General features: G+C 68.2%; 21 protein-coding genes and 1 tRNA gene. 11 read left to right on the top strand and 11 right to left on the bottom strand.

Annotation, left to right across the window (positions count from 1 at the left end):
- Positions 1-36: 36 nt before the first annotated feature.
- Together J7E45_RS13360 and J7E45_RS13355 are read left to right on the top strand one after the other, a co-directional pair.
- The gene (locus J7E45_RS13360; protein ID WP_215069900.1) at positions 37-2,223 is read left to right on the top strand and encodes an MMPL family transporter; all 2,187 of its coding nucleotides are present in this window, start codon (positions 37-39) and stop codon (positions 2,221-2,223) included.
- Between the two features lie 42 nt (positions 2,224-2,265).
- Positions 2,266-2,338, top strand: a tRNA-Arg gene (locus J7E45_RS13355).
- Between the two features lie 177 nt (positions 2,339-2,515).
- On the opposite strand, the gene J7E45_RS13350 is transcribed toward J7E45_RS13355, so the two are convergent.
- The 3 genes from J7E45_RS13350 to J7E45_RS13340 form a co-directional block, all read right to left on the bottom strand.
- A complete protein-coding gene (locus J7E45_RS13350) occupies positions 2,516-3,013 on the bottom strand; it encodes an HNH endonuclease (RefSeq protein ID WP_105711321.1) in 498 nt (165 codons plus the stop codon).
- Between the two features lie 309 nt (positions 3,014-3,322).
- Positions 3,323-4,072, bottom strand: a complete 750-nt coding sequence (locus J7E45_RS13345) for a M23 family metallopeptidase (protein WP_215069897.1) — start codon at positions 4,070-4,072, stop codon at positions 3,323-3,325.
- Between the two features lie 358 nt (positions 4,073-4,430).
- Positions 4,431-5,132: a metal-dependent transcriptional regulator gene (locus J7E45_RS13340; protein ID WP_029262734.1), complete on the bottom strand. Its 702-nt coding sequence runs from the start codon at positions 5,130-5,132 to the stop codon at positions 4,431-4,433.
- A 101-nt stretch (positions 5,133-5,233) separates the two neighbouring features.
- On the opposite strand from J7E45_RS13340, the gene serC reads away from it, so the two are divergent.
- Positions 5,234-6,346: a phosphoserine transaminase gene (gene serC, locus J7E45_RS13335; protein WP_215069895.1), complete on the top strand. Its 1,113-nt coding sequence runs from the start codon at positions 5,234-5,236 to the stop codon at positions 6,344-6,346.
- Positions 6,347-6,355: 9 nt separating this feature from the next.
- Here the strand turns inward: serC and J7E45_RS13330 are convergent, their stop codons facing one another.
- On the bottom strand, positions 6,356-6,928 hold the full coding sequence (locus tag J7E45_RS13330) for a DUF3027 domain-containing protein (RefSeq protein WP_215069892.1): 573 nt from the start codon (positions 6,926-6,928) through the stop codon (positions 6,356-6,358).
- Complete coding sequence (locus J7E45_RS13325) at positions 6,912-7,292, bottom strand: cold-shock protein (RefSeq protein WP_029262737.1); 381 nt, start codon at positions 7,290-7,292, stop codon at positions 6,912-6,914. The genes J7E45_RS13330 and J7E45_RS13325 overlap by 17 nt, the downstream gene beginning before the upstream one ends.
- A 118-nt stretch (positions 7,293-7,410) precedes the next feature.
- On the opposite strand from J7E45_RS13325, the gene J7E45_RS13320 reads away from it, so the two are divergent.
- From J7E45_RS13320 to J7E45_RS13310, 3 genes are read left to right on the top strand one after another with little or no spacing between them, the layout of a single operon-like run.
- The gene (locus J7E45_RS13320; protein WP_215069890.1) at positions 7,411-7,686 is read left to right on the top strand and encodes a multidrug ABC transporter ATPase; all 276 of its coding nucleotides are present in this window, start codon (positions 7,411-7,413) and stop codon (positions 7,684-7,686) included.
- Between the two features lie 10 nt (positions 7,687-7,696).
- Positions 7,697-9,409 (top strand): helicase-associated domain-containing protein, encoded by a 1,713-nt coding sequence (locus tag J7E45_RS13315; RefSeq protein ID WP_215069887.1) that lies wholly within the window; start codon positions 7,697-7,699, stop codon positions 9,407-9,409.
- Positions 9,410-9,445: 36 nt separating this feature from the next.
- Entirely contained in the window at positions 9,446-11,086 is a 1,641-nt protein-coding gene (locus tag J7E45_RS13310) for a DNA repair helicase XPB (protein ID WP_091029109.1), read from the top strand.
- 24 nt (positions 11,087-11,110) lie between these two features.
- Here the strand turns inward: J7E45_RS13310 and J7E45_RS13305 are convergent, their stop codons facing one another.
- Positions 11,111-12,127: a CPBP family intramembrane glutamic endopeptidase gene (locus J7E45_RS13305; protein WP_215069885.1), complete on the bottom strand. Its 1,017-nt coding sequence runs from the start codon at positions 12,125-12,127 to the stop codon at positions 11,111-11,113.
- Positions 12,128-12,221: 94 nt separating this feature from the next.
- Here J7E45_RS13305 and J7E45_RS13300 point away from each other — a divergent pair, with 94 nt between their 5' ends.
- The 3 genes from J7E45_RS13300 (at position 12,222) to J7E45_RS13290 (ending at position 15,083) form a co-directional block, all read left to right on the top strand.
- Positions 12,222-12,914 carry a response regulator transcription factor gene (locus tag J7E45_RS13300; RefSeq protein ID WP_029262742.1) on the top strand — a complete coding sequence of 231 codons (693 nt, stop codon included), beginning with the start codon at positions 12,222-12,224 and terminating at the stop codon, positions 12,912-12,914.
- A gap of 60 nt (positions 12,915-12,974) precedes the next feature.
- Positions 12,975-14,675, top strand: coding sequence for a HAMP domain-containing sensor histidine kinase (locus J7E45_RS13295; RefSeq protein ID WP_091029101.1), 1,701 nt, complete (start codon positions 12,975-12,977; stop codon positions 14,673-14,675).
- 120 nt (positions 14,676-14,795) lie between these two features.
- Entirely contained in the window at positions 14,796-15,083 is a 288-nt protein-coding gene (locus J7E45_RS13290; protein WP_091029097.1) for a WXG100 family type VII secretion target, read from the top strand.
- A gap of 68 nt (positions 15,084-15,151) precedes the next feature.
- Here J7E45_RS13290 and groL read toward each other — a convergent pair whose 3' ends face one another.
- The 4 genes from groL to J7E45_RS13270 all read right to left on the bottom strand — a co-directional run bounded on the left by groL (position 15,152) and on the right by J7E45_RS13270 (position 18,820).
- Positions 15,152-16,771, bottom strand: coding sequence for a chaperonin GroEL (gene groL, locus J7E45_RS13285; protein WP_091029093.1), 1,620 nt, complete (start codon positions 16,769-16,771; stop codon positions 15,152-15,154).
- A 124-nt stretch (positions 16,772-16,895) separates the two neighbouring features.
- Positions 16,896-17,474, bottom strand: a complete 579-nt coding sequence (locus tag J7E45_RS13280; RefSeq protein ID WP_308162128.1) for a LytR C-terminal domain-containing protein — start codon at positions 17,472-17,474, stop codon at positions 16,896-16,898.
- Between the two features lie 86 nt (positions 17,475-17,560).
- A complete protein-coding gene (locus J7E45_RS13275; protein WP_091029088.1) occupies positions 17,561-17,818 on the bottom strand; it encodes a DUF3263 domain-containing protein in 258 nt (85 codons plus the stop codon).
- A gap of 9 nt (positions 17,819-17,827) precedes the next feature.
- Positions 17,828-18,820, bottom strand: coding sequence for a DUF2332 domain-containing protein (locus J7E45_RS13270; protein ID WP_215069883.1), 993 nt, complete (start codon positions 18,818-18,820; stop codon positions 17,828-17,830).
- Between the two features lie 71 nt (positions 18,821-18,891).
- Here J7E45_RS13270 and msrB point away from each other — a divergent pair, with 71 nt between their 5' ends.
- The gene (gene msrB, locus J7E45_RS13265; protein ID WP_029262749.1) at positions 18,892-19,296 is read left to right on the top strand and encodes a peptide-methionine (R)-S-oxide reductase MsrB; all 405 of its coding nucleotides are present in this window, start codon (positions 18,892-18,894) and stop codon (positions 19,294-19,296) included.
- On the top strand, positions 19,293-19,856 hold the full coding sequence (locus J7E45_RS13260; protein WP_091029082.1) for a nitroreductase family protein: 564 nt from the start codon (positions 19,293-19,295) through the stop codon (positions 19,854-19,856). The genes msrB and J7E45_RS13260 overlap by 4 nt, the downstream gene beginning before the upstream one ends.
- Before the next feature lie 4 nt (positions 19,857-19,860).
- Here J7E45_RS13260 and J7E45_RS13255 read toward each other — a convergent pair whose 3' ends face one another.
- Positions 19,861-20,772, bottom strand: coding sequence for a DMT family transporter (locus J7E45_RS13255; RefSeq protein WP_167635078.1), 912 nt, complete (start codon positions 20,770-20,772; stop codon positions 19,861-19,863).
- Positions 20,773-20,853: the final 81 nt, after the last annotated feature.

Genomic DNA, 20,853 nt, shown 5'->3' with positions numbered 1-20,853 from the left:
CTGCTCCTGAACGACCGTCTCCCCGAAAGGCATCTGATGTCCCGCCCCGACTCCTCACCGACTCCGCCCCTCAGGGAGCGCTCGCGACAGCACTCCTGGGCGCGCGTGTTCATCCCCGTGGCTCTGATCCTCGTGTGGCTGGTGGGCGCCTCGCTGGGCGGTCCCCTGTTCGGCAAGGTCGACGAGGTCTCCTCCAACGAGCAGACGACATACCTCCCCGAGTCCGCGCAGGCCACCGAGGTGCAGCAGCTGCTCGGCGAGTTCAACGACAGCGACTCGATCCCCGCGATCGCCGTGTTCACGTCCGAGGATGAGCTCACGCAGACCGAACTCGACGCGATCTCGGACGCGGTGGCCGGCGCATCGACCGTGGAGGGCGTCGGCGAGGACGTGTCTCCGGCTCTTCCCTCCGATGACGGGCAGGCCGTACAGGCGTTCATCCCGATCGACAGTGACGCCGAGCTGGCCGATACGACGGCGGCGCTGGGCGACGAGCTGCGCAACGCCGTCCCCGATGGCATCACCGTATACATCACGGGTCCCGCCGGGTTCAGCGCTGATCTGGTCGCGGGCTTCGCCGGGATCGACGGGCTGCTCCTCGGGGTCGCGCTCCTGGCCGTGCTGGTCATCCTGGTCCTCGTCTACCGCTCGTTCCTCCTGCCGCTGGTCGTGCTCTCGACGAGCCTGTTCGCGCTCTGCGTGGCACTCCTCGTGGTGTGGTGGCTGGCCAAGTTCGAGGTGCTGCTACTCAGCGGCCAGACGCAGGGGATCCTCTTCATCCTCGTGATCGGCGCCGCAACCGACTACGCACTGCTCCTCGTCGCACGCTTCCGCGAGGAGTTGCGGGTCGCGCAGGACAAGGGCGTCGCGCTCCTGGCAGCGTGGAAGGGCTCCGTCGAACCGATCGCGGCGTCGGGCGGTACCGTGATAGCCGGCCTTCTCTGCCTGCTGCTCAGTGACCTGAAGTCGAACAGCACGCTGGGCCCCGTGGCGGCGATCGGCATCGTGTTCGCCATGCTCTCTGCCCTCACCCTGCTCCCCTCGCTGCTACTGCTCTTCGGTCGCGCCGTATTCTGGCCACGACGCCCGCGGTTCGAACCGGATGTCGTCGCCGCAGAGCACGGCATGCGCACGACGGGACTGTGGGCGCGACTGGCAGGGCTCATCAAGCGGCGACCGCGGGTCATCTGGATCGTGACGACCCTCGTCCTCGTCGCCGGAGCGGCGGGTGTCACGCAACTCGATGCGAACGGCGTACCGCAGTCCGACCTGGTTCTCGGCGCATCGGAGGCCCGCGACGGTCAGGTGGCACTGGGCGAACACTTCCCCGGCGGGTCCGGCAGCCCGGTCTACGTGGTCGTCGACGAGGACCGGCTGCAGGATGCCGCGGATGTCCTCCTCGCGAACGACGGGATCGACGCCGTCTCCGTCACCGCCGCGGACTCCCCCAGCGGCACCGCCTCCGTGACCGAAGACGGCCTCACCGCTGTCGGCCCTCCAGGCACCCCTGCACCCGACCCCACGACGGTCGACGGGCAGGTGCTGCTGCAGGGCACGCTGACCGACGCGGCCGACTCGGAAGCCGCTGCCGCCACCGTGCGAGAGCTGCGCTCCGACCTGGGAGATACGAAGGCACTCGTGGGCGGCGTCACCGCGACCTCGATCGACACGAACGATGCGTCCATCCATGACCGCAACCTGATCATCCCCGTGATCCTCCTCGTGATCATGTTGATCCTGATGCTGCTGCTGCGGTCGGTCCTTGCGCCGGTGCTGCTGATCCTGACGACGGTCCTGTCGTTCGGAACCGCGATGGGTGTTTCCGCGCTCGTGTTCAACGGGATCTTCGACTTCCCCGGTGCGGACCCCGCCGTTCCGCTCTTCGGGTTCGTGTTCCTGGTTGCGCTCGGCATCGACTACAACATCTTCCTGATGACGCGGGTCCGCGAGGAGTCGAAGCAGCACGGAACCCGAGAGGGGATTCTGCGGGGCCTGTCGATCACGGGCGGCGTGATCACGTCGGCGGGCCTCGTGCTCGCAGCGACCTTCGCCGCGCTGTCGGTGATCCCCATCCTGTTCCTGGTGCAATTGGCGTTCATCGTCGCGTTCGGGGTGCTGCTGGACACCTTCGTCGTCCGTTCGCTGCTCGTCCCCGCGCTGACGTACGACATCGGCAAGGCGATCTGGTGGCCCTCCAAGCTGTGGCGTCGCGGCGAGGACTGATGCGCGTGGGGGCGTGCGGACGGTCGCCTAGACTGGACGCACGCCCTCGTAGCTCAGGGGATAGAGCAGCCCTCTCCTAAAGGGCAGGTCGCAGGTTCGAATCCTGTCGAGGGCACGACGTCGAAGAGGGGCCGCCCGGAGGGTGGCCCCTCTTCGACGTCTCAGGCCCCCGTCAGCGGGCCCCGCCGGCCAGGAGGCTCCACGCGCCGCCCCTGCTCCCACCGTTCCGCACCTACGCGTCTCGCGGCACGTGGAGGGGCCGGTGGAGGACTCGAGGGCACGACGTGCGACGTCACGCCGCCAGTGCCAGGTACCGTTCCCACCGCGGGTCACTGCGCTCGGTTCCGCGCACCGTCCAGGCGGTGCCGTGCGGAGGACGAGGCGTGAATCGCAGCTGCCAGCGCATCTCCTGCGGTGTGCGATCGCTCTTGACGTTGTTGCAGCGTAGACAGCAGGCCACCAGGTTCTCCCAGGAGTCCGCTCCCCCGCGCGAACGCGGCAGTACGTGGTCGATGGTCGAAGCCGCTTTCCCGCAGTAGCCGCAGCGGTGATTGTCGCGACGCAGCACACCGCGGCGAGTGACCGGCACGCGTCTGCTCGTCGGCACCCGGACGTACCGGGCGAGGATGATGACCGCCGGACGTTCATAGACGCCGTGGGTGCCCCAGACGGGGTCATCTTCGACGCGTTCGATCACGGTCGCCTTGTCGTTCATTACGAGCACCAGGGCTCGTTTGAACGACACGATCGCAAGCGGCTCGTATCCAGCATTCAGGACCAGTGTGCGCATTCGTCATCCTCTCGATCCGCCGGGACGGCTTCCCGGCACTCTCGAATCACACGAGGTCGCGCAGATGGCAGAGCGATCGTGGGGACGAAAAAAGGCGCCGTCTAAAGACAGCGCCTTTCGCGCACGGCAACGCCGTGGCTTCCCCGCGGGCTATGCAGAAGGACGTGACGACCGAGGGCATCCATGGTTCGGATGGTCGGTATTCGCTCCATCAGCCTCTCCCACCTGTACGACAACGGGATCAGGCTAACCCATCCGGCTGCATGCGGGGCGAAACGGCGGGTGAATGGAGCGAGGCGTGTCCGGAAATCAGCCGGCGTTGACCGAGAGCCACGACATGGGCTCGACGAGTCCGCCGTTGATCCAGGTCTCGAAGTGCAGGTGGTTCGCGGTCGAGCGTCCGGTGCTGCCGACGTAACCGATCAGCTGCCCTGCCGCGACCGTCTGGCCGACCTGCACCTGGCGGGAGTTGTAGAGCATGTGACCGTAGGTGGTCTGCACGCGCTGACCGCCGATGACGCTGTCGAGCATGACGCAGACGCCGTATCCGCCGATGCTCTCGGCGGAAGCGCGGACGACGCCGGCAGCGGCAGCATAGATCGGGGTGCCCGCGGGAGCGAGCATGTCGGCTCCGTTGTGGCCGCCGCCGATCGTGCGGCTGACGTTCCAGGAGCCCATCGGGAGCGGGTAGCGGACTTCGCCCGAACCTGGGGAGGTCAACGCGTAGCCAGCCGTGTTGTACGACGATGACGAGGACGCCGTCGATGCCTTTGCGGCAGCGGCCGCCCGAGCAGCGGCGGCCTCTTCTGCCTTCTTCTTCGCGATCTCCTCCGGAGTCGTCGCGCTGAAGGAGCCTCGGCTCAAGGGGGCAGCGGTGGCCTGCGAGGCCACCACCAGGGACTGTGCGTCGACCGCGGCGAGCTGCTGCAGGGTCGTCGGGGCGGCTTCGCTCGGCTTCGACTGCGCGAAGGCAGGAAGTGCGATTCCGGCGACGAGTGCGCCGACGGCCCCGAAGATGGCGATGGATCGGAGTGGCTTGACGGCCTTGCGAGCGGTCACACGCGCACCTGCGCGTCGGGCGATCACTCGGTCTTCAGATGTCTTCTTCGCGGGCTGTTCGATGTCTGCGGCCAAAACGTGGTCCTCCTGGGGCCTCGCGCTTTCGGGTAGCGCTGGCTCGTCGGCACTCTGCTCTCGTGGCACGAACGTATCTCGGGTACTTGTGCGTTCCTGCCGTGAAGACGACGAGCCTGAAAGGCGTATCTTCGCGGTCCATCTCCAGCGGGCTTCTTCGCTGGCGACTCGACCGAGGTTACCGGAAGATAACGATCATGTCACCCCGGGAACCTGACAATCGTCGCAGAGGCCGCGCCAGGACCGCTCCGCCTCTCGCTGCGAGAGGCGAATTCGCGCCGGATCAGGCGGGTTCGCCCACGAGGAAGATGTGCGAGGCAAGCTCCACGGGGAGCTCGAGACCATCTTCCTTGCCGTCCATCTGGATGAGGACGTAACCCTCGCTGAAGCGGAAGTCGCCGTGCGCGCCGGGAACCACACCGGCGTCGCGCAGCTGCTCCAGCAGCTCGGGATCGACCTGCGCGGGCTCGGCGAGACGACGAACGGTCCCCTCGACGGGCTCGCCCGCGGCGTTGAGTCGTTGCACGAGGCCGATGACGCCCTCGTCGAAGGTGCGGGCCGGCAGGTCGCCGAGCTGGTCGAGTCCGGGGATCGGGTTGCCGTAGGGCGATTCGGTCGGGTGTCCGAGCAGCTCCACCAGGCGACGCTCGACCTGCTCGCTCATCACGTGCTCCCACCGGCACGCCTCTTCGTGCACGTACGCCCAGTCGAGTCCGATGACGTCCGACAGCAGACGCTCGGCGAGACGGTGCTTGCGCATCACGTCGACAGCTTTACGACGACCGGCGTCGGTGAGCTCGAGCGTGCGGTCCTCCGAGACGATGACGAGGCCATCGCGCTCCATGCGGCCCACGGTCTGCGAGACCGTCGGGCCGGAGTGACCGAGGCGCTCGGAGATGCGCGCGCGCAGCGGCACGATGTTCTCCTCCTCGAGTTCGAGGATGGTGCGGAGATACATCTCCGTGGTGTCGATCAGATCGGTCATGTGCAGGCCCTCCGAGGTTCTTAGGCAAGCCTACATTCCCGGACCGACATCGGATCCGAAGCCGGTCCGGCGACCCGCTGGGCGCCCTCTAGAATCGACCCATGGCGATCGAGATTCCCCGTGACCTCCTGCCCGCTGACGGCCGCTTCGGCTGCGGTCCCTCGAAGGTGCGCCCCGCGCAGCTCGAGGCGCTGGTCGCGTCGGGGGCGTCGATCCTCGGCACCTCGCACCGCCAGGCGCCCGTGAAGAACCTCGTCGGCAGCGTGCGCGAGCAGCTCGCCGCTCTGTTCCGCATCCCCGAGGGCTACGAGATCCTCGTGGGCAACGGCGGCTCGACCGCGTTCTGGGACGCCGCGGCCTTCGGCCTCATCGAACGCCGTAGCCAGAACCTCGTCTTCGGCGAGTTCGGCGGCAAGTTCGCCGCCGCAGCCGGTGCCCCCTGGCTCGAGGCGCCCGACGTGCGCAAGGCCGAGCCCGGGTCCCTGACCGTCGCCGAGCCCGTGCCGGGTGTCGACGTCTACGCCTGGCCCCACAACGAGACCTCGACCGGCGTCGCCGCTCCCGTCCGGCGCATCGACGCCGACGGCGCGCTGACCGTCATCGACGCGACGAGCGCCGCCGGCGGCATCGACTTCGACGCTGCCCAGGCCGACGTCTACTACTTCGCGCCGCAGAAGAACCTCGGCTCGGACGGCGGCCTGTCGTTCGCGGCCGTCTCACCGGCCGCGATCGAGCGCATCGAGCGCATCGCCGCGTCCGGTCGCTACATCCCCGAGTTCCTGAGCCTGAAGAACGCCGTGGACAACTCCCGGCTCAACCAGACGCTCAACACTCCGGCTCTCACCACTCTGCACCTGCTCGACAGCCAGCTGCGCTGGATCCTCGACAACGGAGGGCTCGCCTGGGCGGCGGCCCGGACATCCGAGTCGTCGTCGGTGCTGTACGACTGGGCCGAGGCGTCGACGGTCGCCACGCCCTTCGTGACGGACGCCGCACACCGCTCGCCGGTGGTCGCCACGATCGACTTCGACGACACCATGGACGCGGCGGCGATCGCGAAGACCCTCCGGGCGAACGGCATCGTCGACACCGAGCCGTATCGCAAGCTCGGGCGCAACCAGCTGCGTGTCGCGACCTTCGTGTCGATCGACCCGGATGACGTGCGTCAGCTCACTCGTTCGATCGACTTCGTGCTGGAGAACCTGGGCGCCTGAGCGCCCGGATCACTCCTCCTCGTCGACCTCGTCGGCGTCCGCATCCAGGGCGTCGGCGTCGTCGTCGGAGGATTCGTCGAGCTCGTCGATGTCGACCCCGTCGAGGTCGCCCGCGTGCAGGATGTCCGCGGCACGGTCATCGTCATCGTCGTCGAGCTCGTCGTCGTCGAGGACGTCGTCGTCGAGGACATCGTCATCATCGAGATCGTCGGCATCGTCGGCGCTCTCGTCACCCGCGGCGGCCGCAGCCTCCGCGAGTTCCACCTGATGCGCACGGTACTCGGCCAGGCGTTCGGCCCAGGGCACCCAATCCGGTGCCAGAAGGGCGCCGTCGCCGGGCAGAAGCTCGAGCTCGAGGACCGTGGGATCCTCGTCGTCGACCTGCGCGACGGTCACGGTCCAGTACCAGCCGGGGTAGCCTGCCAAGCGGTTCTCGAACCGCAGCGACACCGAGCCGTCTTCTTCGATGAGGTACCCGGCTGCGGGACCGACCGAGGACGCGGGAGTGATCTCGCCCAGGGCTGCGAGGGCGAGATCGTGGGCGCCGAGGAGACGCGCGTCGGCGTCAGGCTTCGAGGTCATCAGCGACCTTGCGCAGGACGGCAGCGATCTTGCGGCCGTGTCCGGAAGCGGGGTAGCGCCCGCGGCGCAGATCTCCGCCGATGCCGTCGAGCAGCTTGACGAGGTCTTCGACGATGATCGCCATGTCATCGGCCGGCTTCCGCTTGGCCTTCGACAGGCTGGGCGGCGCTTCGAGCACACGCACCGACAGCGCCTGGAGACCGCGCTTGCCATCGGCGACGCCGAACTCCACGCGCGCACCCGCCTTCACAGCGGTGCCGGTGGGCATCGCTGAGGCGTGCAGGAAGACGTCCTGGCCGTCATCGCTGGCGATGAAGCCGAAACCCTTGTCTTCGTCGTAGAACCTGACCTTGCCGGTGGGCATGGGAGAACCTCGCTGAGATCGATATGCAGAACAGTGGGCGCGCTCGTGCGCGTCCACCCAGCCTACCGGTCGCGGGGCCCGCGGATCCGATGGGCGCAGTACGAGTAGGCTGGGACGGATGAGCACGCAGAATTCCGAGCCGGAGGTCACCATCCGTCGGGTGGATCGCTTCCTGGCCTTCGGCGCGCTCGGAATCGCTGCTGCCGCGGTGATCTGCTTCTTCGCCATCATCATCGGCACCTGGATAGGCATGGATCAAGAGGCTTTCGGCCATGGTGCGTGGCCTCTCATCGCAGCGATCCCCTACTGGGGCCTGCCTCTCGCCTTCGTGATGATCATCACGCTGCTCACGATGAGCTTCATCCGAAAGGGCCGCGCGTCTTCGCGTTCGTGAGGCATCGGCCATGAGCACTCACGCGCGACCGCTGGCGGATTGGCTGTCGGAGGCGAGCGACGATGACCTCCGACGACTGCTCACGGCTCGCCGTGTGCGACCGGACGTCGCCTGGCAGGACTTCTTCGACGCCGCCGAGGCCCTCCTCGACCCCGCCTCTCTGTCGAAGGTCCTCCCCTCACTGACCGCCGCCGAGGCGAAGTCGCTGATGAACGCGGCGTCGGGCGTGGGCGCCGGGATCCAGCAAGAGAGCCTGACGGCGCTCGCGCTGCTTCGTGCGGACGGCACCCCGTATCCCCCCGTGGCCGCTGCGCTCGCGGGGCGGCCGGTTCCGGACGTCCCGACAGGTCAGCCGATCGCCGGCCCCTCCTCCGAGACGGCATCGGCCCACGCCGCAGAGCGTGCGTTCACGACGGTCGCCGTGCTCGCAGACCTCCTTCTCGTCGCGAGGGAGAATCCGTTCTCGCTGCTCACCGGCGGCGGGGTGAACGCCGGCGAGAAGCGCCAGCTCGGCGAAGCCGGTGTCCCGGTGGAGATCGTGGACACGCTGGTGTCGATCGCGCTCGAGTCCGGGCTCGCGGTCGCGGCGGACCGCCGACTGCGATCGAGTCAATCTGCGGAGGCCTGGCTGCGCTCCTCGGCGGTCGAGCGCTGGAGCGTGCTGGCGACGGCGTTCCGCGATGCCCTGCCGCGTGGTGTCCGCTCTCCCGACGGCGGGTGGATTCCGCCACAGTCATGGCGCGGCGCGCATCCGTGGGATCCGGCGTGGACCGAGCGCGCCCGCGTCCTTCACGAGGCGGCGCGACTGCTCGGGCTGATCGCCGAAGACGGCAGCGAACCGGAGTGGGCGGTCGGACTGCGCAGCGGAGGTGCCGCCGACCCGCGGACCCTCGTGCGGCTGCTGCCGGCCGAAGTGGACCGCATCTTCCTGCAGAACGACCTCACGGCGATCGCGCCCGGTCCGTTGGAGCCCGCACTCGACGTGCGCCTGCGCACGATCGCCGCCCGCGAGTCAGCGGCCCAGGCCTCGTCGTACCGGTTCACCGCAGAATCGGTGGCGCACGCGTTCGTCGCCGGCGAGACCGAGCAATCGATCCTCGACTTCCTCGGCTCCCTCTCTCTCACCGGCATCCCGCAGCCGCTCGGCTACCTGATCGCGCAGACCGCGCAACGGCACGGCCTGGTCCGCGTGTTCACGGACGAGGAGACCGGCCGCACGCGGATCGAGAGCACGGATTCGCACCTCATCCAGGCGATGGCCGTCGACCAGTCCCTGCGACCGCTCGCACTCGCCCTGCATGTCGGGTCGCTCACCACCCGCGTCGGCCGCGAGACGGTGTACTGGGCGCTCACCGACGCGAGGTATCCGGCGACGCTGGTCGGTGCCGATGGCGCCCTCCTCGTGCGCGAACGCCACCCCGCAGCCCCGGCGGCGCTGCCCGACCTGGACGCCCTGGACCTGACCCCGCTCATCACGCGCCTGCGTTCCCATCAGGGACCGGATGCCGACGCCGCCTGGCTCGACCGAGAGCTCGAGGCGGCGGTGCGCGCGAAGTCCGTCCTCCAGGTCACCGTCGGGATGCCGGACGGCTCCACCCGAGAACTCCTCCTCGAGGCCACGGGGATGGGTGGTGGCCGTCTTCGCGGCCGCGACCGTGCAGCCGACGTCGAGCGCACGCTCCCGGTGAAGAGCATCCTCGCAGCGACGATCGTCGCGCCGTAGGCCGAGTGCCTCTCGCGACCGGTAAACTGGACAGCTATGTCTGATGGCCCCCTGATCGTCCAGAGCGATCGCACCGTGCTGCTCGAAGTCGCCCACGCCGACGCCGAGAGCGCCCGCCACGAACTCGCGATCTTCGCCGAGTTGGAACGAGCCCCCGAGCACATCCACACCTACCGGATCACCCGCCTCGGACTGTGGAACGCGCGCGCCGCCGGGCACACCGCGGAGGACATGCTGGAGACGCTCGATCGCTGGTCGCGCTTCCCTGTTCCGCCGTCGGTTTCCGTCGACCTGCGCGAGACCGTGAACCGCTACGGCCGACTGGTCATCGAGCGCGACGACGAGGGAACCCTCATCCTGCGCTCTTCCGACCCCGCCGTGCTGGCTCAGGTCGCGAACAACAAGCGCATTCAGCCCCTCCTGATCGGGCATCCGACTCCCGAGGTCTTCGTGGTGGATGCCTGGGCGCGCGGGCAGATCAAGCAGGAACTGCTCAAGATCGGCTGGCCGGCCGAGGATCTCGCCGGTTACACGCCGGGCACTCCGCACGAGATCGATCTCGCCGAGGACGGCTGGCACATCCGTCCGTACCAGCAGGATGCTGTCGACGCCTTCTCGAAGGACGGGTCGGGCGTCGTGGTGCTGCCCTGCGGCGCGGGCAAGACGATCGTCGGCGCCGGCGCGATGGCGGCCACCAAGACCACCACGCTGATCCTCGTCACCAACACCGTCTCCGCACGGCAGTGGCGCGACGAGCTGCTGAAGCGCACGAGCCTCACTCCCGAAGAGATCGGCGAATACTCGGGCCAGGCCAAAGAGGTCAAGCCCGTCACGATCGCGACCTACCAGATCCTCACCGCCAAGCGGAAGGGCGAGTACGCTCACCTCGCCCTGCTGGACGCGCTCGACTGGGGTCTCATCGTCTACGACGAGGTCCACCTGCTGCCGGCGCCGGTGTTCAAGCTCACGGCCGACCTCCAGGCCCGCCGCCGCATCGGACTCACCGCGACCCTCGTTCGCGAGGACGGCCGCGAGGGCGACGTGTTCAGCCTGATCGGACCCAAGCGCTTCGACGCACCGTGGAAGCAGATCGAGGCACAGGGCTTCATCTCCCCTGCCGCCTGCTACGAGGTGCGCGTCGACCTTCCGCCGAGCGACCGGCTCGAATACGCTGCGGCGACCGACGACGAACGGTACCGACTCGCCGCATCCGCTCCGGCCAAGGTCAAGGCGGTGCGAGAGCTGATCGCGAAGCATGAGGGCGAGCGCATCCTCGTGATCGGACAGTACCTCGACCAGCTCGAGTCCCTGTCGACGGCATTGGACGCTCCCCAGATCACGGGTGCGACCCCGATCGACGAGCGAGAGGAGCTCTACCGCGCCTTCCGCGAGGGCGAGATCTCGCTCCTCGTCGTGTCGAAGGTCGCGAACTTCTCCATCGACCTGCCTGAGGCCTCGGTCGCCATCCAGGTGTCCGGCTCGTTCGGATCCCGCCAGGAAGAGGCGCAGCGACTCGGTCGACTGCTGCGCCCCAAGCAGTCCGGACACACCGCGAGCTTCTACACGCTCGTCGCGCGCGACACCATCGACCAGGACTATGCGCAGAACCGCCAGCGATTCCTGGCCGAGCAGGGATACAGCTACACGATCATGGATTCGGACGCGATCGCGGCCTGAGCCGTCGTCCGGCGGCCGTACGGCTCAGCCGTGCAGCGTCCTGTTCAGGTAGTGGGTTCCGCTTCCGACGCCGGCGCCCGTCGCCCTGCTAGCGGTACGGGCGATACCGAGCCTGCCCGCCCACCGGTCGGCGAGCAGCGCATAGACGACCATCGCGACCGTCGACGCGAGCAGATCGACGGGCGTTCCCGTGGTGGCGTTGGCATCGACGAGGCTGACGGTGCCGAGCAGGAAGATGAGCGCGTTGTTCACGATGTGCAGGGAGATCGCCGCTTCCAGACCGCCCGTGCGCCAGGTCAGCCACGCGGCGACGATCGCGAACATGCCCACGCTCGCGGCACCCCAGATGTCGTAGCCGTGCGCGAGCACGAACAGCGGGACCGGAAGCAGGATGGCGAAGGCCGGATGCCGCAACCACCCACCGACGAGCTGCATCAGATAGCCGCGGAACACGTACTCCTCCGCGGCGGCCTGCAACGGGATGAGTAGCAGCACGAGGAGCACCATGACCCACAGCGACGGGTGCGAGAAGTCGACGACGATCGACTCGCCCGTAGCGGCCGCCCCGCCGAGCACGACCGCGAAGTAGACGACGAACACCCCGAGTGCCAGCAGCAGGCTCCGGCCGAGCCACCCCATCCGCAGCCTCCCGGTGACAGAGGAAAGCAGGCCGACGCCGCGGCCCTCGACGATGCGCGACGCGAGCAGGAGCGCGGGGATCATCAGGATCAGCGGCAGCACCAGTGCGAGGAAGAGCCACGGGCGGTCGAGGTCGAAGTACTGCACCGTCGTGAGCAGAACCTGCATCTCGGCTCCCCACCCCGGTACGAGCAGCGAGGCGACGACGAGCGGCACGATCAGGAGGAACAGGATCGCCACGTAGAGCGCCACTCCGACGATTCCGGTCACGAGCATCCGCCACCAGCGATACCTCGGTCGCAGGCGTGCCAGCCGGTGGTACGGGATCTCCTCGCCGCGCGGCGGCGCGGCCGGAGCGATGGCGGATGCGGGGGCGGCGGAGGCGTCCTCGTTCGAGCTCATGCTCCCATCCTCTCAACGATGCGGAGGTGCGCGACTCCGCGCCGTTCCGGACAATAGTCAGCATCTGCATGGCCGAAGTCACCATAATGGGGACATGACTGCTCCGCGCATCCTGGTCGTCGACGACGAACCCAACATCCGTGACCTGCTCTCGACGGGTCTCAGCTTCGCCGGATTCCAGGTGAAGACGGTGGCCAACGGCGCCGCCACGATCTCGGCCGTCCTCGAAGAGGAGCCGGACCTGATCATCCTCGACGTCATGCTCCCCGACATGAACGGGTTCAGCGTCACCAAGCGTCTCCGCGGCGCCGGGTTCACCGCTCCGATCCTGTTCCTCACGGCGAAGGACGGCACCGAAGACAAGATCGAGGGCCTCAACGCCGGCGGCGACGACTACGTCACCAAGCCGTTCAGCCTCGACGAGATCGTCGCGAGGGCGCAGGCGATCCTGCGGCGCACGATGCAGGCCGACGAGGAGTCGATCATCCGCGCCGGTGAGCTGTCGATGGATCAGGACACGCACGATGTCCACGTGGGCAAGGAGCCGATCGAGCTCAGCCCGACCGAGTTCAAGCTGCTGCGCTACCTGATGCTCAATCCCAATCGCGTGCTGTCGAAGGCGCAGATCCTCGATCATGTCTGGGAGTACGACTTCAACGGCGATGCCGGCATCGTCGAGAGCTACATCTCGTACCTGCGTCGCAAGATCGACCCGCACACCGAGGAGTCGCTCATCCAGACCAAGCGCGGGTTCGGATACATGCTCAAGGTCGGCAAGTCGGTCTGACGACCGGCCACCGACCATCGGCGCCGCCTTGCGGCGCTGTGAACGCCTGAGGAGGACCGCATGGCGCACAAGCCCGACGCGGTCACCGCCTGGTGGCGTCGCATCAGCCTGCGCGCGAAGGTCACCGGCGTCACGGTGGCGGTGCTCGCTCTCGGTCTTCTCGTCGCGGGACTCGGAACCGTTCCGATCCTGCGCAACGCGCTCGTCGCCAACATCGATGCACAACTGCCCGCACTGGTCACCAGCGATCTGGTCGAGCGGTACTTCGACGCCACGACGGTCGACGGCGTCACGAGCTACGCCCCGCGTGAGGAGCAGCCGCGGGACTTCTCCTTCGCGATCTACGACGCGACAGGGGTTCTCCGTGCCACTGCGCGAGGCACATCGGGCCAGGCCCCGCTCTTCCCCTCCGAATACTCACTCGCCAAGGCGACCGCCGATACCGATCAGATTCCGATCGAGATCCCCGGCGCCGACGGCAGCGTCTTCCACGGGGCAGTCGCGGTGGTGGGGTCGGAGGGCGGTGCCCTGCGCATCCAACTGGTCGCGTTGCCGCTTGCGCCCGCCGACCGCATCATCAGCCAGTACTTCGGCATCTACATCACGATCGCGCTGATCACGATCCTCATCGCGGCGCTCCTCACCAGGGGGCTCGTCACGCTCACGTTCCGCCGGCTCGGGCAGGTGGAGGCGACGGCCATGTCCATCGCGGCAGGCGACTTCCGGCAGCGGTTGACCGACCTCGAACCGACCACCGAGGTCGGGCGTCTGAACACGGCGATCAACACGATGCTGGATCGCGTGGACGGCTCACTCGCGCAGCGCGACCGCAGCGTCCAGCACATGCGGCGATTCATCGGGGACGCGAGCCATGAGCTGCGCACGCCGTTGGTGAGCGTGCGCGGCTATGCCGAGCTCTATCGCATGGGGGCGATCAAGGGCGAGGAAGACACCGCCAGGGCCATGGAGCGCATCGAGAAAGAGGCCATCCGCATGGGCGTCCTGGTCGAAGACCTCCTCGCGCTCGCACGTCTGGACGAGGAGCGTGAGCCCGAGATCGTCGCGCTCGACCTGCGCCCGATCGCCCGGGACGCCGCACTCGATCTGCGCGCCGCAGCACCGGGCCGGACCGTGACGGTGATCGATCGCACGGTCGAGGCGATGTCGCCCATCCGCCTGCAGGACTCGGCTGCTCCGCAACCGGATCAGCCGACCGCGCCGCCCGCACGAGGACTCTCCCGCACCGCGCTTTCACGCCTGCGTCGTCGTCCGCGGCAGCCGGATCCGGCACCCGCGATCGACTTCACCGAGATCCCCGACATCCCCGTGCGAACCCCGCCGATCGTTCTCGGCGAAGAGAACAAGGTGCGCCAGGTCGTGACGAACCTGCTGGGCAACGCCCGTCGCTTCTCCCCCGAGGACGGCCCGATCGAGATCGTCGTCGATTCGGACCGGGTACACGGCACCGGCAGCATCTCGATCGTGGACCACGGCGAGGGCATCCCCCCGCAGATCAGGGAGCAGATCTTCGAGCGCTTCTGGCGCGCCGACACCTCCCGCGCACGGGAGACCGGCGGTTCCGGCCTCGGGCTCGCGATCGTCGCGTCGATCATGAAAGCGCTGCACGGCGGCGTCGACGTCTCGGAGACTCCGGGCGGTGGAGCGACGTTCACGGTCACGCTTCCCCTCGCGCCCGCCCGCGCGACGCCCGAGCACCTTCTCGAGGACACCCAGCCCCTGGAACGGCTCGATCTGCCCTGACGGCTCTGCACGACCCGCCGTGGGGCGCGGTTCTGCACACCCGCCGTGTGCAGGTCGCTACGGGACGGAGGATGCGGGGGTGGTCCGCTTAGCGTCGGAACTCCAACAGAAGGAGTTCTCATGTCCGTCTTCACCGTCGACACCGAAGCCGTCCACGCCGCGCACGGGGCAACCAGAGCCACTATCGAACGGCTGCAGGCCGAGTCGGCCACGCTCATGTCGCAGTTGCGGCAGCTGCAGTCCTCGTGGGTCGGCAGCGCCTCCACTGCCTTCCAGGGCTGCGCGGAGCAGTGGCAGGGCGCTCAGCTCCATGTCGAACAGGTGCTCGATTCGATCGGAACCTCACTCGGATCGGCAGCCTCGCAGTACGCGGATGCCGACCAGTACTCGGCGAGCCTGTTCCGCTGAGCCCCGCCTGATACAAAACGCAGAACGCCCCCGGCCGGAGCCGGGGGCGTTCTGTCATGAGGGCTGGATCAGAAGTCCATGCCGCCCGACGGGTCACCCATCGGAGCAGCAGCCTTCTCGGGCTTGTCAGCCACGACGACCTCGGTGGTGAGGAAGAGAGCCGCGATCGAGGCTGCGTTCTGCAGCGCCGAGCGGGTCACCTTGGCCGGGTCGATGATTCCGGCAGCGAACATGTCGACGTACTCACCCGTAGCCGCGTTGAGGCCCTGGCCCGCGGGGAGCTCGGAGACCTTGTTCGCGACGACGCCCGGCTCGAGACCGGCGTTGAGCGCGATCTGCTTGAGCGGAGCCTCGATCGCCACGCGGACGATGTTCGCACCGGTCGCCTCGTCACCCGTCAGCGTCAGGCTGTCGAGAGCCTTGGTGCCGGACTGGATCAACGCGACGCCACCGCCGGGGACGATGCCCTCTTCGACGGCTGCCTTCGCGTTGCGGACGGCGTCTTCGATGCGGTGCTTGCGCTCCTTGAGCTCGACCTCGGTGGCCGCGCCCGCCTTGATGACGGCGACGCCACCGGCGAGCTTCGCCAGACGCTCCTGCAGCTTCTCGCGGTCGTAGTCGCTGTCGGTGTTCTCGATCTCGCGACGGATCTGCGTGACGCGACCCTCGATCTGCTCCGCCTCGCCAGCACCCTCGACGATCGTGGTCTCGTCCTTGGTGACGATGACCTTGCGCGCACGGCCGAGCAGGTCGAGCGTGGCGTTCTCGAGCTTGAGGCCGACCTCTTCGGTGATGACCTGACCACCGGTGAGGATCGCGATGTCCTGCAGCTGCGCCTTGCGGCGGTCACCGAAGCCGGGAGCCTTGACGGCGACCGACTTGAAGATGCCCTTGAGCTTGTTCAGCACGAGCGTCGCGAGAGCCTCGCCCTCGACGTCCTCGGCGATGATGACGAGCTCCTTGCCGTCCTGGATCACCTTGTCGACGATGGGCAGAAGGTCCTTGATGCTGGAGATCTTCTGGTTCGCGATGAGGATGTAGGCGTCCTCGAAGACGGCTTCCTGGCGCTCCGGGTCCGTGACGAAGTACGGGTTCAGGTAGCCCTTGTCGAAACGCATGCCCTCGGTGAGCTCGAGCTCGGTGCCGAACGTCTGCGACTCCTCGACGGTGACGACGCCTTCCTTGCCGACCTTGTCGATCGCCTCGGCGATGAGCTCGCCGATCGCCGGGTCTGCAGCGGAGATGGACGCCGTGGCGGCGATCTGCTCCTTGGAGTCGATCTCCTTGGCGCTCGACAGGAGCTCCTCGGTGATCGCGGCGACGGCCTTCTCGATGCCGCGCTTGAGCGAGATGGGGTCGGCGCCGGCTGCGACGTTGCGCAGGCCCTCGCGGACCAGAGCCTGTGCGAGGACCGTGGCGGTGGTGGTGCCGTCACCCGCGACGTCGTCGGTCTTCTTCGCGACCTCCTTGACGAGCTCCGCGCCGATCTTCTCGTACGGGTCGTCCAGCTCGATCTCCTTGGCGATGGAGACACCGTCGTTCGTGATCGTGGGAGCGCCCCACTTCTTCTCGAGGACGACGTTGCGACCGCGCGGGCCGAGGGTCACCTTGACCGCGTCGGCGAGGATGTTGAGGCCGCGCTCGAGGCCGCGGCGGGCCTCCTCATCGAAAGCAATGATCTTTGCCATGAGTTTTTTCGTCCCTCCTGGACGTAGACGTTGGGTTTAGCACTCAGAGTGTGAGAGTGCTAACGCCATTCTGGCACTCGACACCTTCGAGTGCAAGCCGCCGGAGGTGGGGCGTATCCCGACGTCAGGAGGCTGGAGTCTCTTCGGGCGTCTCGGGCGCCGAGGTCGACCGATCGAGACCGATCACGACCGTGAACTGCTTCTGTCCGTCCTCCGTCTGACCGGAGTAGTAGTCGCTCTGCTGCACGGCCGCACCGCCGAGGAGATCCGCCAGGCCGACGGCTGCGAGCTCGTCCGCCTCTTCGACGTAGAACACGGTCGTGTTGGCGAAATCCTGACTGGAACTGTCGCCCGCGAAGACGTTGTCGGCCGCCCAGCCGTTGTTGATGAGCGTGTCGCGCATACGCGTGTCGGCGCCCTCGTCGGGCGTGCCGTTCAGGATCATGACCGAGATGCTGGGGTCGACGATCCCCGTCTCCTCCGGCGTCGGAACAGCGCTCGGCGCCGCGTCAGGGAACAGCGAGACACGGCCCATGACCACCAGCGAGCCGAAGATGCCGGCGATGATGAGGACGAGTGCAGCCACGAACGACCAGAGCAGCACGACCCAGCCGTTCATCCCCGGCGCTTCGGCACGGTGTGCTCCCACCCGTCCGGACGTACGGGGAGCATCATCGAAGCGATCGCGGGTGGGCTTTGACACCCCTCGATGCTAGCGGCACCTTCCTGTCAATCCGTGTCGCCGCGGGGTTGGAGGTGCGCGCCGCCGGAGAGCGGCCCCGAAAAGGCTCAGCCGACGAAGCCGGGCAGCCGTGCCGTGCGCCGGTTCGCACGCGAATCGCGGATGCGGCGAAGGCGGCGTACCAGCATCGGATCGTATTCGAGAGCGGCTTCGGACTCGATCAGTCGTCCGAGCAGCTGGTAGTAGCGTGCCGCGCTCATCCCGAGCTGAGCGCGGATGATCTCTTCCTTCGCCCCGCTGTGGCGCGGCCATGCCGCTTCCAGGGCGAGGATCGCGCGATCGCGCTCCGTGAGATCTCCGAGCATGGCTCCAGGTTAGGACGCAACCGCCGGTGGTCCGGGTCGCCACTCCCACCATCGCCCGAGCGGATCCGCGGCCGCGCGCACCCGTCCGTCGAGTGCGACCACGAACCCCGGCCACCGATCCGCATCGACCGGCGGCTCCCATGCGTCGGTCACCGCAGGCGGATCGATGGTGATCCAGCGGGCGTCCGTGCGCGAGATCCTCGCGATCAGCGCCGTCCGCTCCGCCCGGGGGATGTGCACCAGCACCCCGGGAGTGGTGATGACGAGGGTCGCCTGCGGCGGTGCCGCCGACGCCAGCGCGTCGAGATGCGCGCCGGCGTCCCCCTCCACCAGGAGAGGAGGGGCGCCTGCCGCGATGTCGAGAGCAGCCTCGATGCGGTCCTCGCGCCCCGACTCCCCCGGCCACACCAGCCCGCGCAGCCACCGCCGGTCGCGTTCGTCGGCGGCATCGAGCGGTGCCAGGTCGATCCCGGCGCGCCACACCACCTCCGGCATCCGGAGCGCGGGGAGCGGACCGGCCACCCGGCTCTCGAGCACGACCGTCGAGACACCGTCGACCGGGTCGAGCGCGGCGCGGAGCTCCCCGGCCTCACCCGTGAAGCGATACGAGTACCGATCGGGGTAGAGGCAGAGTCCCGCCGACGCCCCGATCTCGAGAAGCGCGATCGGCCCCTCGATCTCGGAGAGCACCGGCAGAAGTGCCGCGAGACGGAGCGGCTCGTTCGTCTGCAGCGTTCTCCGCTCACACTCGACGACGACCTCATCCGCATTCCGGAGCACGAAAGCACGCCACCGCGCGTAGGACTCGAGCGGGACGCCGAGCAGCCGGGTGACGGCGAACACCAGCGGCGGCTGGCGCCTCGTCTCCGGAATCCGGAGCAGGATCCGTCGCACCTCCTCATCCCCGGCGACCCCGGCGGCCCACTCGGCATAGAGCGCGCTCCGCCCCGGAGCCTCGTCACGGGCGAATCGCGCGTAGCGCTCCTGCACGGCATCCGTCATCCGTCCATTCTGACGCGCAGCGCCCGAGGCCTCGTCCGACGAGAGAGAATGGAGTCGACTGAGGAGGACACATGTCGTACAGCGTGGACAAGACCGAAGACGAATGGCGCCGCGAGCTCGGCGATGAGCAGTACGCCGTGCTGCGTCAGGCCGCGACCGAGCGCGCCTGGACGGGTGAGCTGCTCGATGAGGAGCGCGCAGGCCTCTACACCTGCGGGGCATGCAACGCGGAGCTCTTCAAGAGCGGCACCAAGTTCGACTCCGGGTGCGGCTGGCCGAGCTTCTACGAGTCGATCCGCCCCGATGCGGTCGAACTCATCGAGGACGACAGCCTGGGCATGGTGCGAACGGAGGTGCGCTGCGCCAACTGCGGCTCGCACCTCGGCCACGTGTTCCCCGACGGGTTCGGCACGCCGACGGGAGATCGCTACTGCATGAACTCGATCGCGATGAACTTCACCCCCGACGCCTCGTGAGCGCTCTCGACGCGGTCCGCGCGCGTCAGTCCTGGTCGAAGGTCGAGGAAACGGCGCCGAGCCGCGAAGAGCTGCTCACGTTCGTCGCCGCAGCCGGTCGCGTCGCGGATCACTCCTCGCTCCGCCCATGGCGGCTCATCGAACTGCGCGGAGCCGACCGCGAGGCGCTCGGCGCTGCCATCGCCAAGGCACAGGGAGACGCAGACCCGTCGTCGAAACCTCTGCGCGCGCCGCTGCTGATCGCGGTCGTCGCCAGCTACCGCAAGAGCGAGAAGGTTCCGCGGTGGGAGCAGGAGGCCGTCGCCTCCGGAGTCGCGCACACGCTGAGCCTGCTCCTCGATGAAGCCGGCTGGGGCGTCATCTGGCGCACGGGCCATTACACACGTGCGAAGGCCGTCGCCAAGGCCCATGGCCTCGACAAGAACGAGGAACTTCTCGGCTGGCTGTATGTGGGCGGCAAGCCTGAAGGGAAAAAGCCGGGCCGCCGCAAGGCCGTGGATGCCCGCAAGCTGATCACGCGGATGCCGAAGGCCGGGGCGAAGAAGGCGAAGAAGAAGTAGCGCGTCAGCGACGGCGTCTGCGCGGAAGGGCGACGATCACGGACGCCACCGCGACGACGACCATGGCGACGACCTGCCAGAGCGCGGGCCCTGCTGCCGGAGGCCAGATCAGGTCGATCACGACCGACGTCACAAGCTGTCCGAGCACCGAGCCCAGCCCCATCAGGAGCACACCGGTGTGCGCGACGATGAACGCGCCGAGCAGAATGTAGGCCGCTCCGAGGAACCCGCCCAGGTACAGCCACGGCTCGACCGGAAGGGCGTCGGGCATCCCACGGAAGGCGATGCTCGTTCCGGCCGCGAGCAGCAGGATGACGGTGCCGGTGATGAAGCTCATCAGAGTCGCGGCGAGCGGCGATTGCACACGCTGCGAAAGGCGACCGTTCGTGGCCGCCTGCCACGCGATTCCGACTCCCGCGGCGAACGGCAGCAGCAGCATCCACAGCGGGGCGGTGGCGAGCACGTCGCCCGACAACGAGATGCCGACCGCGGCGAGCGCGAGAACGCCGCCCGCGACCCGGCCGGGGGTGACCGCGACGACGCCCGCCGGACCGAACCCGATCCGATCGAGCACGAGTCCGTGCAGGGTCTGTCCCGCGACGACGCCGACGCTGAACAGCGAGACGCCGAGGACCCCTGCGGTCACCCCTTGAGTGGAAACGGTGAGGGCTCCGCACGCCCCGCCCAGCAGCATCCAGAACGGGATCTTGTGGTGTCGGATGCCGCTCCAGAGGCGTCCTACGCCGCGCCGGGCGGAGGGGATGCAGCAGATCACGGCAACCAGTGCGAGCAGGCCTACCGAGAACGAGAGGAGGCCCGCCACGATGCCGTCATCCACGCGCACCCCGAGAACACCGTTGATCCGGGCCTGGATCGCCGTCATGACGCCGATGGCGACAGCCCCGCCGAGTGCCAGGGGCGCGGGAAGTCGACGGGTTTCTGGCACCAGTCGACCCTATCGGAGCCGTGACTCACCGGGGCGTGACGGATGTCGGCG

The sequence above is a fragment of the Microbacterium sp. ISL-59 genome, assembly GCF_018613945.1.
GTDB classification, from domain to species: Bacteria; Actinomycetota; Actinomycetes; order Actinomycetales; family Microbacteriaceae; genus Microbacterium; species Microbacterium oxydans_B.
Note: the sequence above shows the minus strand (reverse complement) of the source record. Positions and strands in the feature narration are given on the sequence as shown.

Excerpts from the sequence above, each read along its gene's own strand:
- J7E45_RS13315 (WP_215069887.1), top strand. The coding sequence starts at position 7,697 with ATGAGCACTCACGCGCGACCGCTGGCGGATTGGCTGTCGGAGGCGAGC.
- groL (WP_091029093.1), bottom strand. The coding sequence starts at position 16,771 with ATGGCAAAGATCATTGCTTTCGATGAGGAGGCCCGCCGCGGCCTCGAG.
- J7E45_RS13275 (WP_091029088.1), bottom strand. The coding sequence starts at position 17,818 with ATGCTCGGAGATCTCACGGAGCGCGATCGCGCGATCCTCGCCCTGGAA.
- J7E45_RS13340 (WP_029262734.1), bottom strand. The coding sequence starts at position 5,132 with ATGACCGATCTGATCGACACCACGGAGATGTATCTCCGCACCATCCTC.
- J7E45_RS13325 (WP_029262737.1), bottom strand. The coding sequence starts at position 7,292 with ATGCCCACCGGCAAGGTCAGGTTCTACGACGAAGACAAGGGTTTCGGC.
- J7E45_RS13310 (WP_091029109.1), top strand. The coding sequence starts at position 9,446 with ATGTCTGATGGCCCCCTGATCGTCCAGAGCGATCGCACCGTGCTGCTC.
- msrB (WP_029262749.1), top strand. The coding sequence starts at position 18,892 with ATGTCGTACAGCGTGGACAAGACCGAAGACGAATGGCGCCGCGAGCTC.
- serC (WP_215069895.1), top strand. The coding sequence starts at position 5,234 with ATGGCGATCGAGATTCCCCGTGACCTCCTGCCCGCTGACGGCCGCTTC.
- J7E45_RS13270 (WP_215069883.1), bottom strand. The coding sequence starts at position 18,820 with ATGACGGATGCCGTGCAGGAGCGCTACGCGCGATTCGCCCGTGACGAG.
- J7E45_RS13305 (WP_215069885.1), bottom strand. The coding sequence starts at position 12,127 with ATGAGCTCGAACGAGGACGCCTCCGCCGCCCCCGCATCCGCCATCGCT.
- J7E45_RS13330 (WP_215069892.1), bottom strand. The coding sequence starts at position 6,928 with ATGACCTCGAAGCCTGACGCCGACGCGCGTCTCCTCGGCGCCCACGAT.
- J7E45_RS13360 (WP_215069900.1), top strand. The coding sequence starts at position 37 with ATGTCCCGCCCCGACTCCTCACCGACTCCGCCCCTCAGGGAGCGCTCG.
- J7E45_RS13350 (WP_105711321.1), bottom strand. The coding sequence starts at position 3,013 with ATGCGCACACTGGTCCTGAATGCTGGATACGAGCCGCTTGCGATCGTG.
- J7E45_RS13300 (WP_029262742.1), top strand. The coding sequence starts at position 12,222 with ATGACTGCTCCGCGCATCCTGGTCGTCGACGACGAACCCAACATCCGT.
- J7E45_RS13290 (WP_091029097.1), top strand. The coding sequence starts at position 14,796 with ATGTCCGTCTTCACCGTCGACACCGAAGCCGTCCACGCCGCGCACGGG.
- J7E45_RS13320 (WP_215069890.1), top strand. The coding sequence starts at position 7,411 with ATGAGCACGCAGAATTCCGAGCCGGAGGTCACCATCCGTCGGGTGGAT.
- J7E45_RS13295 (WP_091029101.1), top strand. The coding sequence starts at position 12,975 with ATGGCGCACAAGCCCGACGCGGTCACCGCCTGGTGGCGTCGCATCAGC.